11 protein-coding genes and 1 pseudogene are annotated in these 15832 nt (G+C 52.6%); 7 read left to right on the forward strand and 5 right to left on the reverse strand.

The window, feature by feature from the left end; genetic code table 11:
- Nucleotides 1-95: 95 nt before the first annotated feature.
- The 3 genes from aceF to pdhR form a co-directional block, all read right to left on the reverse strand.
- A complete protein-coding gene (gene aceF / locus OGX97_RS04145) occupies nucleotides 96-1985 on the reverse strand; it encodes a pyruvate dehydrogenase complex dihydrolipoyllysine-residue acetyltransferase (RefSeq protein WP_235125435.1) in 1890 nt (629 codons plus the stop codon).
- A gap of 14 nt (nucleotides 1986-1999) precedes the next feature.
- Nucleotides 2000-4663 (reverse strand): pyruvate dehydrogenase (acetyl-transferring), homodimeric type, encoded by a 2664-nt coding sequence (gene aceE / locus OGX97_RS04150; RefSeq protein WP_032942374.1) that lies wholly within the window; start codon nucleotides 4661-4663, stop codon nucleotides 2000-2002.
- A 163-nt stretch (nucleotides 4664-4826) separates the two neighbouring features.
- Nucleotides 4827-5591: a pyruvate dehydrogenase complex transcriptional repressor PdhR gene (pdhR, locus tag OGX97_RS04155; RefSeq protein WP_003018699.1), complete on the reverse strand. Its 765-nt coding sequence runs from the start codon at nucleotides 5589-5591 to the stop codon at nucleotides 4827-4829.
- Nucleotides 5592-6155: 564 nt separating this feature from the next.
- On the opposite strand from pdhR, the gene aroP reads away from it, so the two are divergent.
- The 3 genes from aroP to OGX97_RS04170 all read left to right on the forward strand — a co-directional run bounded on the left by aroP (nucleotide 6156) and on the right by OGX97_RS04170 (nucleotide 10046).
- Nucleotides 6156-7529, forward strand: a complete 1374-nt coding sequence (aroP, locus tag OGX97_RS04160; RefSeq protein ID WP_008786209.1) for an aromatic amino acid transporter AroP — start codon at nucleotides 6156-6158, stop codon at nucleotides 7527-7529.
- 160 nt (nucleotides 7530-7689) lie between these two features.
- Nucleotides 7690-9096: a glycoside-pentoside-hexuronide (GPH):cation symporter gene (locus tag OGX97_RS04165; RefSeq protein ID WP_003829494.1), complete on the forward strand. Its 1407-nt coding sequence runs from the start codon at nucleotides 7690-7692 to the stop codon at nucleotides 9094-9096.
- A complete protein-coding gene (locus OGX97_RS04170; RefSeq protein WP_008786208.1) occupies nucleotides 9096-10046 on the forward strand; it encodes a glycoside hydrolase family 43 protein in 951 nt (316 codons plus the stop codon). Before OGX97_RS04165 ends, OGX97_RS04170 begins: the two co-directional genes overlap by 1 nt.
- A gap of 91 nt (nucleotides 10047-10137) precedes the next feature.
- On the opposite strand, the gene ampE is transcribed toward OGX97_RS04170, so the two are convergent.
- Both ampE and ampD read right to left on the reverse strand, forming a co-directional pair.
- Nucleotides 10138-10992, reverse strand: a complete 855-nt coding sequence (ampE, locus tag OGX97_RS04175; RefSeq protein WP_128611342.1) for a beta-lactamase regulator AmpE — start codon at nucleotides 10990-10992, stop codon at nucleotides 10138-10140.
- Complete coding sequence (ampD, locus tag OGX97_RS04180; RefSeq protein ID WP_008786207.1) at nucleotides 10989-11552, reverse strand: 1,6-anhydro-N-acetylmuramyl-L-alanine amidase AmpD; 564 nt, start codon at nucleotides 11550-11552, stop codon at nucleotides 10989-10991. The genes ampE and ampD overlap by 4 nt, the downstream gene beginning before the upstream one ends.
- An 87-nt stretch (nucleotides 11553-11639) precedes the next feature.
- Here ampD and nadC point away from each other — a divergent pair, with 87 nt between their 5' ends.
- The 4 genes and pseudogenes from nadC (at nucleotide 11640) to hofC (ending at nucleotide 15802) form a co-directional block, all read left to right on the forward strand.
- A complete protein-coding gene (nadC, locus tag OGX97_RS04185; RefSeq protein WP_003837454.1) occupies nucleotides 11640-12533 on the forward strand; it encodes a carboxylating nicotinate-nucleotide diphosphorylase in 894 nt (297 codons plus the stop codon).
- A gap of 243 nt (nucleotides 12534-12776) precedes the next feature.
- Entirely contained in the window at nucleotides 12777-13214 is a 438-nt protein-coding gene (ppdD, locus tag OGX97_RS04190) for a prepilin peptidase-dependent pilin (RefSeq protein ID WP_032942370.1), read from the forward strand.
- A 9-nt stretch (nucleotides 13215-13223) separates the two neighbouring features.
- The gene (gene gspE, locus OGX97_RS04195) at nucleotides 13224-14609 is read left to right on the forward strand and encodes a type II secretion system protein GspE (protein ID WP_100271504.1); all 1386 of its coding nucleotides are present in this window, start codon (nucleotides 13224-13226) and stop codon (nucleotides 14607-14609) included.
- Nucleotides 14599-15802: pseudogene (hofC, locus tag OGX97_RS04200) on the forward strand (protein transport protein HofC). Before gspE ends, hofC begins: the two are co-directional and overlap by 11 nt.
- The last annotated feature ends 30 nt before the right edge of the window (nucleotides 15803-15832 follow it).

A 15832-nucleotide genomic window follows, 5' to 3' on the forward strand; every position in this document is an offset into this window, starting at 1 on the left:
ACAACAAACGGCAACCGATTTGTCTTTCGCACAATAACCTCACTGACTTCATGAGATTACCAGAAAAAAGCCGGCCGTCGGGCCGGCTTTTTCGCTTACATCACCAGGCGGCGAATGTCAGACAGCATGTTGTTGATGATGGTGATAAAGCGCGCACCATCCGCACCGTCAATTACACGGTGGTCGAAGGAGAGCGAAATCGGCATCATCAGACGCGGCACAAACTCTTTACCGTTCCACACTGGCTCCATAGAGGACTTGGAGACACCGAGAATAGCCACTTCCGGCGCGTTCACAATCGGCGCGAAGTGGGTAGTACCCAGGCCACCGATGCTGGAGATGGTGAAGCAACCGCCCTGCATTTCGCCAGCGGTCAGCTTGCCATCACGCGCTTTCTTGGAGATCACGGTCAGTTCACGAGACAGCTCGGTAATGCTCTTCTTATTCACGTCTTTGAAGACCGGAACAACCAGACCATTAGGAGTATCAACCGCTACACCGATGTTGATGTATTTCTTCAGGGTCAGGCGCTGACCGTCTTCAGACAGGGAGCTGTTGAAGCGCGGCATCTGTTCCAGAGCTGCGGCAACGGCTTTCATGATGAAGACTACTGGGGTGAATTTCACGTCCAGTTTACGTTTTTCAGCTTCGGCGTTCTGCTGTTTACGGAACGCTTCCAGATCGGTGATATCGGTCTTATCGAAGTGAGTAACGTGCGGGATCATCACCCAGTTACGGCTCAGGTTAGCACCAGAGATTTTCTGGATACGGCCCAGTTCCACTTCTTCGATTTCACCAAACTTGCTGAAGTCCACTTTCGGCCAAGGCAGCATGCCCGGGATACCGCCACCTGCTGCTGCAGCCGGAGCCGCTTCAGCACGCTTGATAGCGTCTTTCACGTAAGCCTGAACGTCTTCACGCAGGATACGACCTTTACGGCCAGAACCTTTCACTTTCGCCAGGTTCACACCGAATTCGCGCGCCAGGCGACGAATCAGCGGCGTTGCATGAACGTAAGCGTCGTTTTCAGCAAACTCAGATTTGCCTTCCGCTTTTGCGGCCGGAGCTGCGGCTTGCGCAGGCGCTGGTGCAGCGGCCGGAGCCGGAGCTGCTGCTTGTGCAGGAGCTGCTGCAGGTGCTGCGCCTTCGACTTCGAAGACCATAATCAGAGAACCGGTTTTAACTTTGTCGCCGGTGCTGATTTTGATTTCTTTCACGGTACCCGCGAACGGTGCCGGAACTTCCATCGACGCTTTATCGCCTTCAACGGTGATCAGTGACTGCTCAGCGGCAATTTTATCGCCCACTTTAACCATCACTTCAGTGACTTCAACTTCGTCACCACCGATATCCGGTACGTTAACTTCTTTCGAGCCGGAAGCAGCCGGAGCCGCCGCTGCTGCTGGAGCAGCCGCCTGAGCCGGTGCAGCAGCAGGCGCAGCGCCCGCCACTTCGAATACCATAATCAGGGAACCGGTAGACACTTTGTCACCCGTGTTGATTTTGATCTCTTTGACGGTACCTGCGAACGGCGCCGGAACTTCCATAGAGGCTTTGTCACCTTCAACGGTGATCAGAGACTGTTCAGCCGCAACGGTGTCGCCCACTTTAACCATGATCTCGGTAACTTCTACTTCGTCGCCGCCGATGTCCGGTACGTGTACGTCTTTCGCCGCAGAGGCAGCAGGTGCTGCTGCCGGAGCTGCTTCTTTCTTCTCTTCTGCCTGAACAGGTGCAGCAGCTGCTGCACCGTCGGCGGAATCGAAAATCATGATCAGTTTGCCGGTCTCAGTTTTGTCGCCAACAGAGACTTTGATCTCTTTAACGATACCCGCCTGAGGGGACGGAACTTCCATAGAGGCTTTGTCGCCTTCTACGGTGATCAGCGACTGTTCAGCTTCAACTTTGTCGCCTACTTTGACCAGGATCTCGGTGATTTCAACTTCATCAGCCCCGATGTCCGGTACATTGATTTCGATAGCCATTATTCTTTTACCTCTTACGCCAGACGCGGGTTAACTTTATCTGCATCGATGTTGAATTTGATGATTGCGTCTGCAACCACTTTCTTATCGATTTCGCCACGTTTAGCCAGTTCGCCCAGGGCCGCTACAACCACGTAGGAAGCATCAACTTCGAAGTGGTGACGCAGGTTTTCACGGCTGTCAGAGCGACCGAAACCGTCAGTACCCAGTACGCGATAATCATCAGCCGGTACATAAGTACGAACCTGTTCGGCAAACAGTTTCATATAGTCAGTAGATGCTACTGCCGGAGCGTCGTTCATCACCTGAGCGATGTACGGAACGCGCGGAGTTTCCATCGGGTGCAGCATGTTCCAGCGCTCACAATCCTGGCCATCACGCGCCAGTTCAGTGAAGGAAGTTACGCTGTAAACGTCAGAGCCTACACCGTAGTCGTTCGCCAGAATCTGTGCTGCTTCACGCACGTGACGCAGGATAGAACCGGAGCCCAGCAGCTGAACTTTACCTTTCTTACCTTCGAGGGTTTCGAGTTTGTAGATACCTTTACGGATACCTTCCTCGGCACCTGCTGGCATTGCCGGCATGTGGTAGTTTTCGTTCAGCGTGGTGATGTAGTAGTAAACGTTCTCTTGTTTCTCACCGTACATACGCTCCAGACCATCGTGCATGATGACCGCAACTTCGTACGCGTAAGACGGATCGTAAGAGATACAGTTCGGGATAGTCAGAGACTGAATATGGCTGTGACCATCTTCGTGCTGCAGACCTTCGCCGTTCAGCGTCGTACGACCAGAAGTACCCCCTACCAGGAAGCCGCGAGCCTGTTGGTCGCCAGCCTGCCAGCACAGGTCGCCGATACGCTGGAACCCGAACATGGAGTAGTAGATGTAGAACGGGATCATCGGCAGATCGTTGGTGCTGTAAGAAGTCGCAGCAGCCAGCCAGGATGCGCCAGCACCCAGTTCGTTGATACCTTCCTGCAGGATCTGACCTTTCTCGTCTTCTTTATAGTAAGCAACCTGCTCACGGTCCTGCGGGGTGTACTGCTGACCGTTCGGGCTGTAGATACCGATCTGACGGAACAGACCTTCCATACCGAAAGTACGCGCTTCGTCAGCGATGATCGGAACCAGACGATCTTTGATCGACTTGTTCTTCAGCATCACGTTCAGGGCACGAACGAAAGCGATAGTGGTGGAGATTTCTTTGTTCTGCTCTTCCAGCAGCGCACCGAAGTCTTCCAGAGCTGGCAGTTCCAGCTTCTCGGTGAAGTTCGGCTGACGAGCTGGCAGGTAGCCATGCAGTTTCTGACGCTGAGCGTGCAGATAAGTGTGCTCTTCAGAACCTTCCGGGAAGGTGATGTAAGACAGGTTTTCAACCTGCTCATCGGTCACAGGAACGTTGAAACGGTCGCGGATATAACGCACGCCGTCCATGTTCATTTTCTTAACCTGGTGAGCGATGTTTTTACCTTCAGCAGTGTCACCCATGCCGTAACCTTTGATGGTATGGGCCAGGATTACAGTTGCTCTGCCTTTGGTTTCCTGCGCTTTTTTCAGTGCAGCGTAGACTTTCTTCGGATCGTGACCACCACGGTTCAGAGCCCAAATCTGCTCGTCAGTCCAGTCAGCAACCAGTGCTGCGGTTTCCGGGTATTTACCGAAGAAGTGCTCACGTACGTATGCGCCATCTTTGGATTTGAAGGTCTGGTAGTCGCCGTCAACGGTTTCGTTCATCAGTTGGATCAGTTTACCGCTGGTGTCTTTACGCAGCAGCTCATCCCAACGACCGCCCCACATGACTTTGATAACGTTCCAGCCAGCGCCCGCGAAGATGCCTTCCAGTTCATTAACAATCTTGCCGTTACCGGTTACCGGGCCGTCAAGACGCTGCAGGTTACAGTTGATAACAAAGACCAGGTTGTCCAGTTTTTCACGGGTCGCGATGGTGATCGCACCTTTAGATTCTGGCTCATCCATCTCGCCGTCGCCCAGGAAGGCGTAAACGGTTTGTTTAGAGGTATCTTTCAGGCCACGGTGTTCCAGATATTTCAGGAATTTAGCCTGGTAGATAGCACCGATTGGGCCCAGACCCATAGATACGGTCGGGAACTGCCAGAATTCCGGCATCAGTTTCGGGTGCGGGTAGGAAGACAGGCCTTTGCCATGTACTTCCTGACGGAAGTTGTTCATCTGCTCTTCAGTCAGACGACCTTCCAGGAATGCGCGTGCGTAGATGCCCGGAGAGATGTGACCCTGGAAGTACACCAGATCGCCGCCATCTTGCTCGTTGCGTGCGCGGAAGAAGTGGTTGAAGCAAACATCATATACCGTTGCGGAGGACTGGAAGGATGCCATGTGGCCACCCAGCTCGAGGTCCTTTTTAGACGCGCGCAGTACGGTCATAATGGCGTTCCAGCGGATAGCAGAACGAATACGACGTTCCAGCTCCAGATTGCCCGGGTATTCCGGTTCATCTTCAACGGCAATAGTGTTTACATAATTGCTGGCCCCTGCACCTGCCGCTACTTTCACGCCGCCTTTGCGAGCTTCTGAAAGCAGTTGGTCGATCAGATACTGAGCACGCTCAACACCTTCTTCACGGATGACCGATTCGATCGCCTGTAGCCAGTCGCGAGTTTCGATCGGATCCACGTCATTTGGGAAACGTTCTGACATGGGGGTATTCCTTATCTATCTAATACGTTGAGTTATCTGGAACCTGTCCCATTACGTTCTCGCCAGAGAGCGTAATAAGACAGGTTCTGCGTTTAGTTGCCGCGCACTTTATATGGCGCTTGATTTACAACATCTTCTGGTTAACGTTCTACCAGAAAAATCACTAATTCTTTCGTTGCTCCAGACGGCGTAAGGCGCGTTCACGACGGCTTTCCTCACGGCTTCTGTCCAGCAGGATCTCTTCGATAAACGCCAGGTGACGGTGGGACGCTTCACGCGCCTCTTCCGGCTTCCCGGCAATAATTGCTTCAAAAATACGGGTACGGTGACTGCTAACCAGTGGCAGCATTTCACGACGCGCATACAGCAATTCGAAGTTTTGCCGAACGTTCTGGGCCAGCATCGGCTCCATACACCTTAGCAAATGGAGCAGCACCACATTGTGTGCCGCTTCGGTGACAGCAATTTGATACTGGAGTACCGCATCAGATTCGCCGTCAAGATCGCCGGACTGTTGAGCAAGCTCGATCGCATGGTGGAGTTCACGGATACGCGTTTTGTCTTCATCCGTGCTGCGCAGTGCAGCGTAATAAGCCGCAATACCTTCCAGCGCATGGCGCGTCTCAAGCAGGTCAAACTGGGATTCAGGATGGTCGGAGAGCAGCTCTACCAGTGGGTCGCTAAAGCTCTGCCACAGGCTGCTCTGAACAAAAGTGCCACCGCCCTGACGACGAAGCAGTAAGCCCTTCGCTTCAAGGCGTTGGATCGCCTCGCGTAAGGAGGGGCGGGAGACGTCGAACTGTTTTGCCAGCTCGCGTTCCGGTGGGAGTTTTTCTCCGGGGCGAAGTGTCCCCTCAAGAATTAAAAACTCCAGCTGCTGCTCAATCACATCGGAGAGTTTTGGTTGGCGGATTTTGCTGTAGGCCATGATTTCCTGTCTTAAGCCATTTGCCCGGAGTCAATTGGTCTTACCAATTTCATGTTCTTGACGCTAAAGTAACAAAGTATTCACCTTCTGTCCATACAGGTTTTGATTGAAATCAGTAAAGGAGGCATATTTTAACAACATTACAGAAATAACGTTTCAAACATGTAACTATGCACAAATGTTAAATTTACCCACCTCGGGGTAGTTTTAACGGAATTGAAACGAAAAATTATCTCATCTGAACCGATTCACCTGCTTATTTATCGATATATCAACCACTATTAATGAATAGAAATTCAAAATGGAAATTTTGTGGTAGATAAACTCGCATTTACAAATGGTTTCTTTTTATTCAACTCGTCATCTTCCCCGCATAAAGCAGGTGCATTCGCGCTCGCATATCATTATTCTGATCAAGACAAAAGTATTAAGGCAACATTTTATCAAAAGCATCTGTAAACAAATTAATACAACAAACGGAATTGCAAACTTACACACGCATTGCTGCGTAGTTCAAAAAATAAGCACTCGAAATATGAAGAGTAAAACCACACACGAGGTTTCATGATGGAAAGTCAACAGCATGGCGATCAGCTCAAGCGCGGCCTTAAGAACCGCCATATACAGCTAATCGCGCTGGGTGGCGCGATTGGTACCGGGTTATTCCTCGGTAGCGCATCCGTTATCCAGTCTGCAGGGCCGGGTATTATTCTGGGTTACGCTATTGCCGGCTTTATCGCCTTTTTGATTATGCGTCAGTTAGGTGAAATGGTGGTTGAAGAGCCCGTTGCAGGCTCATTTAGTCACTTTGCTTATAAATACTGGGGCGGTTTCGCGGGGTTCTCTTCCGGCTGGAACTATTGGGTGCTGTACGTGCTGGTTGCCATGGCAGAGCTAACTGCCGTGGGTAAATACATCCAGTTCTGGTACCCGGAGATCCCAACATGGGTGTCTGCGGCTGCCTTCTTTGTGCTGATCAACGCCATCAACCTGACCAACGTGAAAGTGTTTGGTGAGATGGAGTTCTGGTTCGCCATTATTAAAGTCATTGCCGTCGTAGCGATGATCCTGTTCGGCGGCTGGTTACTGTTTAGCGGTAACGGCGGCCCGCAGGCCAGCGTCAGCAACCTGTGGGACCAGGGAGGCTTCCTGCCGCATGGCTTCACCGGTCTGGTGATGATGATGGCTATTATTATGTTCTCTTTCGGTGGGCTGGAGCTGGTCGGGATCACCGCAGCAGAAGCGGATAACCCGGAGCAAAGCATTCCCAAAGCGACCAACCAGGTTATCTACCGTATCCTGATTTTCTATGTGGGTTCGCTGGCGGTTCTGCTTTCCCTGATGCCGTGGACGCGTGTCACGGCGGATACCAGCCCGTTTGTCCTTATTTTCCACGAGCTGGGAGACACCTTTGTTGCTAATGCCCTGAACATCGTAGTGCTGACTGCCGCCCTTTCTGTCTATAACAGCTGCGTATACTGCAACAGCCGTATGCTGTTCGGTCTGGCACAGCAGGGCAATGCGCCCAAAGCGCTGATGAACGTCGACAAACGCGGTGTACCGGTGAACACCATTCTGGTTTCCGCACTGGTGACGGCTCTGTGTGTGCTGATCAACTACCTGGCACCGGAATCCGCCTTTGGCCTGCTGATGGCGCTGGTGGTTTCCGCACTGGTGATCAACTGGGCAATGATTAGCCTGGCACACATGAAGTTCCGCAAAGCCAAACAGCAGCAGGGTGTTACCACCCGCTTCCCGGCGCTGCTCTATCCGCTGGGTAACTGGGTGTGCCTGATTTTCATGGCTGCAGTACTGGTGATTATGCTGATGACGCCGGGTATGGCGATCTCGGTGTACTTAATCCCTGTATGGATTGCCATTCTTGGCATCGGCTACCTGTGTAAACAAAAAACGGCCGGCGCGGTTAAAGCGCATTAATCCCCCCCTCCCCCCACCTGCGTCAGGTGGGGGGTTGTTACCTGCCTCACACTTTCCCACTCACGACTGTTTAGTCCATATCAGCGGCGTTATCCTGCAACGCAAAAACACCGGTGCCGGACAATAATTCTCTCCATATCTCATTGATGGAGTGCAGTTGATGGAAACCAGTAAGCTCACGGTGAAAGAAAAGATCGGCTATGGAATGGGCGACGCCGGATGCAACATCATCTTTGGCGCCATCATGTTGTTTGTTAACTATTTTTACACAGACATTTTTGGTCTGGCACCTGCACTGGTCGGCGTATTACTGCTCTCAGTACGCGTTATCGACGCCGTTACCGACCCTATAATGGGCGCGATGGCCGACCGCACCCGTAGTAAATATGGTCGATTTCGTCCATGGCTTTTATGGATGGCTTTCCCGTACGCGTTATTCAGCGTACTGATGTTTACCACTCCAGAGTGGACCTATAACAGCAAAGTTATCTATGCGTTCGTTACCTACTTCCTGCTATCTATTACTTATACAGCGATCAACATTCCCTACTGCTCGCTCGGCAGCGTCATCACCAACGATCCGAAGGAACGCGTCGCCTGCCAGTCATATCGCTTTGTGTTGGTAGGCATTGCAACCCTGCTGCTGTCCCTCACCTTGCTGCCAATGGCCGACTGGTTCGGCGGGGAAGACAAAGCCAAAGGGTATCAGATGGCGATGGCGGTTCTGGCTTTCATCGGCATGTGTATGTTTCTGTTTTGCTTCGCTACGGTCCGTGAACGCGTACGCCCTGCTGTCCAGACCAATGACGATTTAAAAGCCGATCTGAAAGACGTGTGGAAGAACGATCAGTGGGTAAAAATTCTGCTGTTAACACTGTGCAACGTCTGTCCGGGCTTTATTCGCATGGCTGCCACCATGTACTACGTGACATGGGTTATGCAGCAAAGCACGCAGTTCGCAACGCTGTTTATCAGTCTTGGTGTGGTCGGAATGATGATCGGCAGTATGTTGGCGAAGGTATTAACCGATCGCTGGTGCAAACTGAAAGTCTTCTTCTGGACCAATATTATCCTGGCGATTTTCTCTGCCGCGTTTTACTTCTTCGATCCGAAAGCCACCATGATGATTATGGTGCTCTACTTCCTGCTCAACATCCTGCACCAAATCCCTTCTCCGCTGCACTGGTCGCTGATGGCGGATGTCGATGACTATGGCGAGTGGAAAACCGGTAAACGCATCACCGGAATCAGCTTCTCCGGTAACCTGTTCTTCCTGAAACTGGGCCTGGCAATTGCCGGAGCGATGGTCGGCTTCCTGCTCTCCTGGTACGGCTACGACGCTGGGGCGAAAGCGCAAAGCGACTCTGCCATTAACGGTATTATGCTGCTGTTTACCATCATACCAGGCGTAGGCTACCTGATTACCGCAGGCGTGGTTCGTCTGCTGAAAGTTGACCGCGAGTTTATGCAGCAAATCCAGACAGATTTAGAAAAGCGCCGCGCCAACTACCGTGAACTGAATGAATACCACGATATAAAAACGACTGAAACCGTAAGGAAAGCCTAATGAATCAGTGGCCAAATCCCTTTATTGAACAGCGTGCCGATCCGTTTATCTTACGTGACGGTAGCCACTATTATTTCATTGCTTCAGTACCCGAATATGACCGACTGGAGATACGCCGGGCCGACTCGCTGGAGGGGTTGCGCACCGCCGCCCCGGTTGTCGTCTGGCGCAAACCAGAAAGCGGCCCCATGAGCCAACTCATCTGGGCACCCGAAATCCATCATCTGGCAGGCAAGTGGTACATCTATTTTGCTGCCACCCACACACAGTCGCTCGACAAGCTGGGGATGTTCCAGCATCGCATGTTTGCGCTCGAATGTGCCGACGCCGATCCGTTGACCGGGCAGTGGACGGAGAAAGGTCAGATTAAAACGCAGTTTGATACCTTTGCGCTTGATGCCACCACCTTTAACCATCAGGGAAAACAGTGGTACCTCTGGGCGCAGAAGTCGCCCGATATCGCCGGAAACTCCAATATCTATCTCGCTGAGCTGGAAAATCCATGGACGATTAAAGGCGAGCCGGTCATGCTAAGTCATCCTGAGTATGACTGGGAATGCCGGGGTTTTTGGGTCAATGAAGGTCCTGCCGTCATGGTTCATGGCGATAAGCTGTTTATCAGCTATTCCGCCAGCGCCACCGATGAGAACTACTGTATGGGATTATTGTGGATTGACCTCAACGCCGATCCGCTCAAACCGCAGAACTGGCACAAATCACCGCGTCCGGTCTTTACCACCAGTTATGAAAACCGCCAGTTTGGGCCAGGACACAACAGCTTTACACAAACGCCGGAAGGTGAAGATGTACTGGTGTATCACGCGAGAAACTACACCGAAATCGAGGGCGATCCGCTGTACGACCCAAACCGCCACACTCGTCTGAAGCTCGTGCGTTGGGACGAAAACGGCATGCCAGATTTTGGCGTGCCGCCTGCTGATACGAACTAAACCGTTGCACTGCCCGGTGGCGCTAACGCTTACCGGGCCTACACGTTTTTCATTGTAGGCCGGATAAGCATTAGCGCCATCCGGCACAACGCTATACTAATGCCCCATAAATGGTGAGCACCGCAATAACCACCACCACCACAAACGAGGTTTTCTTCGCCAGCGAAACAGCGGCTTTTGGCGTTTCGACTTTATCGGTGTGCGGTTCACGCGCCAGCGAGAACTGCGCCAGACGCGTAAGCACCTGATATTGCGACGTGTGCAGATCCGCAAGCGAGGCAAACCAGGCCGGCAGCGCCTTCTCACCATGTCCCAACAGCGCATAGACCACGCCCGCCAGACGCACCGGGATCCAATCCAGCACATGCAGGATCGCATCAATACCTGATTGCAGACGCTGGTGCGGTGTCTGATAGCGCGCCAGCCAGGACTGCCAGGCGCGTAAAAAGGCATAACCAACCAGCGTCACAGGTCCCCACGGACCACCGACAATCAGCCAAAATAACGGCGCCAGATAAAAGCGGAAGTTGTTCCATAACAGCGCGTTCTGCAGTTCGCGCAAGAATTCACGCTCATCGCAGTCCGGCGGAACCCCATGGATAAGCGTCAGCTCGCTGGCCATCGCATCACGGGCGTGAGCATCATCGCGAGCAGCCGCGTTCAGGTAAGCGTGATAGTGAAGGCGCGCCTTGCCAGCACCGATGCACAGCAAGCCAATTAAGATCCACGCCACCAGCAACGGAACATTAAACAACAGCCCATGAAGTGCGCGCAGTAGCAGAAATGTCACTCCCATCGCAATCAGAGTCATGCCTACCGTACGCATCATCGAGAAATGCTTAGTCCGGCGGAAAAAAGCTTCAATCCGGTGATCAAGCTGCCAGTGCTCACCCAGCTTAAACAGGCGTTCAACAATCAACACCAATAATGTTGTAAACAGCGTCATGTCATCTCCTTGTGCGACGAGGGGGTGACCAGGGCGCGGAACCTTGCCCAGTCAAAGGACGGCCCGGGATCGGTCTTACGCTCGGGCGCAATATTGCAATGTCCTGTCATGTTGTTAGCAATGGCCGGATAACGCGTAATCAGAGTATTCGTCACGGCAGCCAGTTGCTGATACTGCGCATCGGTATAGGCCAGCGTATCCGTCCCTTCCAACTCAATACCAATTGAAAAATCATTACAGCGCTCTCGCCCTTGATAGCTCGACACACCCGCATGCCAGGCGCGTTTATCAAAAGGCACATATTGCACGATTTCACCGTCACGGCGAATCAAACAATGGGCCGAAACACGCAGATGGGCGATCCCGGCAAAATAAGGATGGGCGTTGGGATCAATCGTGCCCGTAAACAGCGCGTCTATCCACGGGCCGCCAAACTCGCCGGGCGGCAGGCTGATATTATGCACCACCAGCAGAGAAGGGTTTTCGTCATCCGGGCGGCAATCGTAATGCGGAGAGGGAACGCGTCGCGCCTCTGCCAGCCAGCCCTCGTCTAACAACATGCAGAATCTCCTTATTGGTGGTGCTCATATCAGGTTCAGGGTAGCATGTTTCCACCTTATGATTCGTTAGCAATTTGGAGTTTTATCATGCCGCCTCGCCGCTATAACCCTGACTACCGACGTGACGCGCTGTTGGAACGCATAAATCTGGATATCCCTGCCGCTGTAGCTCAGGCGCTGCGTGAAGATTTAGGCGGAGAAGTTGATGCCAATAACGATATCACCGCACAGCTTTTACCCGAAGACATGCGCTCCCATGCCACCGTAATCACCCGCGAAGATGGCGTTTTTTGTGGAAAACGTTGGGTGGAAGAGGTCTTTATTCAGCTGGCTGGCGATGATGTCAACATCACTTGGCATGTCGAAGATGGCGACAGCATAAAGGCCAATCAGCCGCTGTTTGAACTGGACGGCCCTTCCCGCGTTTTACTGACCGGTGAACGTACTGCGCTGAATTTTGTGCAGACGCTTTCAGGTGTAGCGAGCGAAGTGCGTAAATACGTCGACCTGCTAGCGGGAACCAAGACCCAACTGCTGGATACGCGTAAAACCCTGCCGGGACTGCGTACCGCGCTAAAATACGCCGTATTGTGCGGCGGCGGCGCGAATCATCGTTTGGGGCTGTCCGACGCCTTCCTGATTAAAGAAAACCACATTATTGCTTCCGGCTCGGTACGTCAGGCCGTCGAAAAAGCCTTCTGGTTGCACCCGGATGTGCCGGTTGAAGTCGAAGTAGAAAGCCTGGATGAACTGGACGACGCGCTGAAAGCCGGGGCCGATATCATCATGCTCGATAACTTCGAAACTGACCAAATGCGCGAAGCGGTAAAACGCACCAACGGCCAGGCGCGTCTGGAAGTGTCGGGCAACGTCACCCATGAAACGCTGCGCGAATTTGCCGAAACCGGTGTGGACTTTATCTCCGTTGGCGCGCTGACCAAACATGTTCGCGCACTCGATCTCTCCATGCGATTTCGCTAATTGCTGATTGTATTGCCCGATGACGCTTCGCTTATCGGGCCTACTACACAGGTTTATTCCGTAAGCCGAATACGGCATTTACACCACCACCCGGCAGTTTCTTCGAGTCTCTTCGCAAATACATTGTCTGACTCTGTAATTTCGTAAAAATCCTCTGAACCCGCTTTCCCGTTTTGTTTTTTGTCTCTCGCCGTCCTCCCGTCGGTTTGCCAAAGTAGCGCCAGCAAACTCAAGGAGCGAACGATGAACAAGCAACGAGGCTTTACGCTTATCGAACTCATGGTGGTGATTGGCATTATTGCCATCCTTAGCGCCATCGGCATTCCGGCATATCAAAACTATCTGCGCAAAGCCGCGCTGACGGACATGCTGCAAACCTTTGTCCCCTATCGCACGGCGGTTGAGCTCTGTGCACTGGAGCATGGCGGAACAAATACCTGCGATGCCGGAACGAATGGTATTCCCTCTCCAACAACTACCCGTTACGTCTCAGCCATGAGCGTTGAAAAGGGAGTTGTCAGTCTTAGTGGGCAGGAAAGCCTGAACGGGCTAAGCATCACCATGACGCCAGGTTGGGACAATGCCAACGGCATTACCGGCTGGAACCGAAACTGCGTCATCCAGAACGACAGCGCATTGCAGCAGGCCTGTGAAGACGTTTTCCGCTTCGATACCCACTAAGGAACAGAGATGAATACCACCCAACTTACGGCACTATGCCAACGTTATCAGGCAATATTACTGGATGCAGACAATGAAGTGGTACATATCGCCGTCGTAGACGCCCCATCACACGAGCTGCTGGATGCGCTGCATTTTGCCACCACCCGACGCATCGACATTGTCTGCTGGACACGTCAGCAAATGGAAGGCCACACGCATACACCGCAGAAAATGCTCCCGGCAGTGGTCACGAAAAGCAGCGCCAGCGCAGCAGACTTGCTGAATCAGACGTTTCATTCCGCTCTGACGCAACGGGCTTCTGATATTCATTTTGAACCCGAAGAAAATCACTATCGAATCAGATTACGCGTAGATGGCGTGCTTCACGCTTTACCGGAAGTCACGACCGAGATGGGCATTGCCATCACCGCAAGGTTAAAAGTATTAGGCAGCCTGGATATCGCCGAGCATCGGCTTCCACAAGACGGACAATTTACCGTTGAGATTTCAGGAGAGCCGGTCTCGTTTCGCATCGCCACCCTGCCCTGTCGCTACGGCGAAAAAGTCGTGTTACGGCTACTTCATCAGGTCGATCAGTCACTGGAGATCGCGGCGCTGGGAATGCAAGACGCGCAGCTGGCCGCATTTTCGCAAGCCTTGCAGCAGCCTCAGGGGCTGATTCTGGTTACCGGGCCTACCGGAAGCGGCAAAACGGTCACGCTGTACAGTGCGCTGCAAACCCGAAACACCCCGGATGTGAATCTTTGTAGCGTGGAGGATCCGGTAGAGATCCCGATCGCAGGCCTCAACCAGACGCAAATTCACCCACGCGCCGGTTTGACTTTTCAGGGAGTCTTACGCGCGCTGCTGCGCCAGGATCCCGACATTATCATGGTGGGTGAAATCCGCGATGGCGAAACGGCCGAAATAGCCCTTAAAGCCGCACAAACAGGCCATCTGGTTCTTTCTACGCTGCATACCAATTCCACCAGTGAAACGCTGGTGCGCCTGCAACAAATGGGTGTCGCACGCTGGATGATCGCCTCCGCGCTGACGCTCGTTATTGCACAGCGGTTGGTCAGAAAGTTGTGCCCCCATTGCCGACAACGTCAGAGTACGCCTATCACGCTCCCGAAAACTGTCTGGCCTACACCACTACCGAATTGGCAGGCCCCTGGCTGCAAACATTGTTATCACGGATTTTATGGCCGTACGGCATTGTTTGAAGTCCTCCCGGTTACTCCGGCATTACGTCAGAGTATTGCCAGTGGCACATCCGTAGACGAAGTGGAATCTGATGCTCAGCAATCAGGAATGAGAACGCTTTTCGAGAATGGCTGTCAGGCCGTCGAGCAAGGGTTAACGACATTTGAAGAGCTGATTCGTGTACTGGGCATGCCTCATGTCCGCTAAACAGCTTTGGCGCTGGCAAGGCATTAACAACGAAGGTAAATCTCTGGAAGGAACGCTATGGGCCGATACCCGACCGTCATTGATGCTGACTCTTGAGGAACAACAGATTACGCCGCTGCGCATTAAACGTATGCGTGTCAAAATCTCGCACTGGAGCCGTACAAGAAGTGCCGAAACCATACACCAGTTGGCGACATTGCTAAAGGCAGGGTTAACGCTCTCAACAGGGCTAGCTCTGCTTGCTGAACAGCATCCCAGCACTCAATGGCAGGCGCTACTGCGTACGCTGGCTTACGATATGGAACAGGGCATAACCCTCTCCGTCTCGTTATCACAATGGCAACACGTTTTTCCGCCCCTTTACCAGGCAATGATCCGTACCGGAGAACTTACGGGTAAGCTGGACGACTGCTGTTTTGAACTCGCCTACCAGCAAAAGAAACAACAGCAACTTGCCGATAAAGTTAAAAAAGCCCTGCGCTATCCGATCATCATCATAACAATGGCGGTGATGGTCGTATTTGCGATGCTGCAGTTTGTACTCCCTGAGTTTGCCGCTATCTACCAGACGTTCAACACCCCCGCTACCGGCGCTCACTCAGTGGATTATTACCATCGCACACTGTAGCAGCCAATGGGGATGGCTGGCGGTAGCGCTTGGCCTGGTAGCAGTTGCCACACATCATTTGATAAAGCAGAAACCGTACTGGCTCATTCTGCGCCAGAAATTGCTGCTCAGCCTCCCGGTCATAGGGACGATGGTGAGAGGGCAAAAACTCACGCAGATATTCACTGTTCTGGCGTTAACGCAAAATGCGGGCATTCCCTTTTTGCAGGGTCTTGAGAGCGTTACCGAAACGCTGGCTAACCCTTTCTGGTCGCAACGTTTAGCACTGGTTCAGCAGGACATCAGCTCTGGAAAACCGATCTGGTTAGCGCTTAAAAATAGCTGTGAATTCAGCCCATTGTGTATACAGCTTGTCAGAACGGGTGAAGCTTCCGGCTCGCTGGATGCAATGCTGCGTAATCTTGCTCATCACCATGGCGAGAAAACCCTGGCTCAGGCTGAGAATTTGGCTGCATTACTTGAGCCTGCGTTGCTGGTCATTACGGGGCTTATCATCGGTACGCTGGTCGTCGCGATGTATTTACCGATTTTCCATTTGGGAGATGCGATGAGCGGGGTAGCATAGATTCAAATGCCGGATGGCGGCGTAACGCCA

The organism is Citrobacter sp. Cpo061, from assembly GCF_030332845.1.
GTDB classification, from domain to species: Bacteria; Pseudomonadota; Gammaproteobacteria; order Enterobacterales; family Enterobacteriaceae; genus Citrobacter; species Citrobacter portucalensis.

Excerpts from the sequence above, each read along its gene's own strand:
- aceF (WP_235125435.1), bottom strand. The coding sequence starts at position 1,985 with ATGGCTATCGAAATCAATGTACCGGACATCGGGGCTGATGAAGTTGAA.
- aceE (WP_032942374.1), bottom strand. The coding sequence starts at position 4,663 with ATGTCAGAACGTTTCCCAAATGACGTGGATCCGATCGAAACTCGCGAC.
- pdhR (WP_003018699.1), bottom strand. The coding sequence starts at position 5,591 with ATGGCCTACAGCAAAATCCGCCAACCAAAACTCTCCGATGTGATTGAG.
- aroP (WP_008786209.1), top strand. The coding sequence starts at position 6,156 with ATGATGGAAAGTCAACAGCATGGCGATCAGCTCAAGCGCGGCCTTAAG.
- OGX97_RS04165 (WP_003829494.1), top strand. The coding sequence starts at position 7,690 with ATGGAAACCAGTAAGCTCACGGTGAAAGAAAAGATCGGCTATGGAATG.
- OGX97_RS04170 (WP_008786208.1), top strand. The coding sequence starts at position 9,096 with ATGAATCAGTGGCCAAATCCCTTTATTGAACAGCGTGCCGATCCGTTT.
- ampE (WP_128611342.1), bottom strand. The coding sequence starts at position 10,992 with ATGACGCTGTTTACAACATTATTGGTGTTGATTGTTGAACGCCTGTTT.
- ampD (WP_008786207.1), bottom strand. The coding sequence starts at position 11,552 with ATGTTGTTAGACGAGGGCTGGCTGGCAGAGGCGCGACGCGTTCCCTCT.
- nadC (WP_003837454.1), top strand. The coding sequence starts at position 11,640 with ATGCCGCCTCGCCGCTATAACCCTGACTACCGACGTGACGCGCTGTTG.
- ppdD (WP_032942370.1), top strand. The coding sequence starts at position 12,777 with ATGAACAAGCAACGAGGCTTTACGCTTATCGAACTCATGGTGGTGATT.
- gspE (WP_100271504.1), top strand. The coding sequence starts at position 13,224 with ATGAATACCACCCAACTTACGGCACTATGCCAACGTTATCAGGCAATA.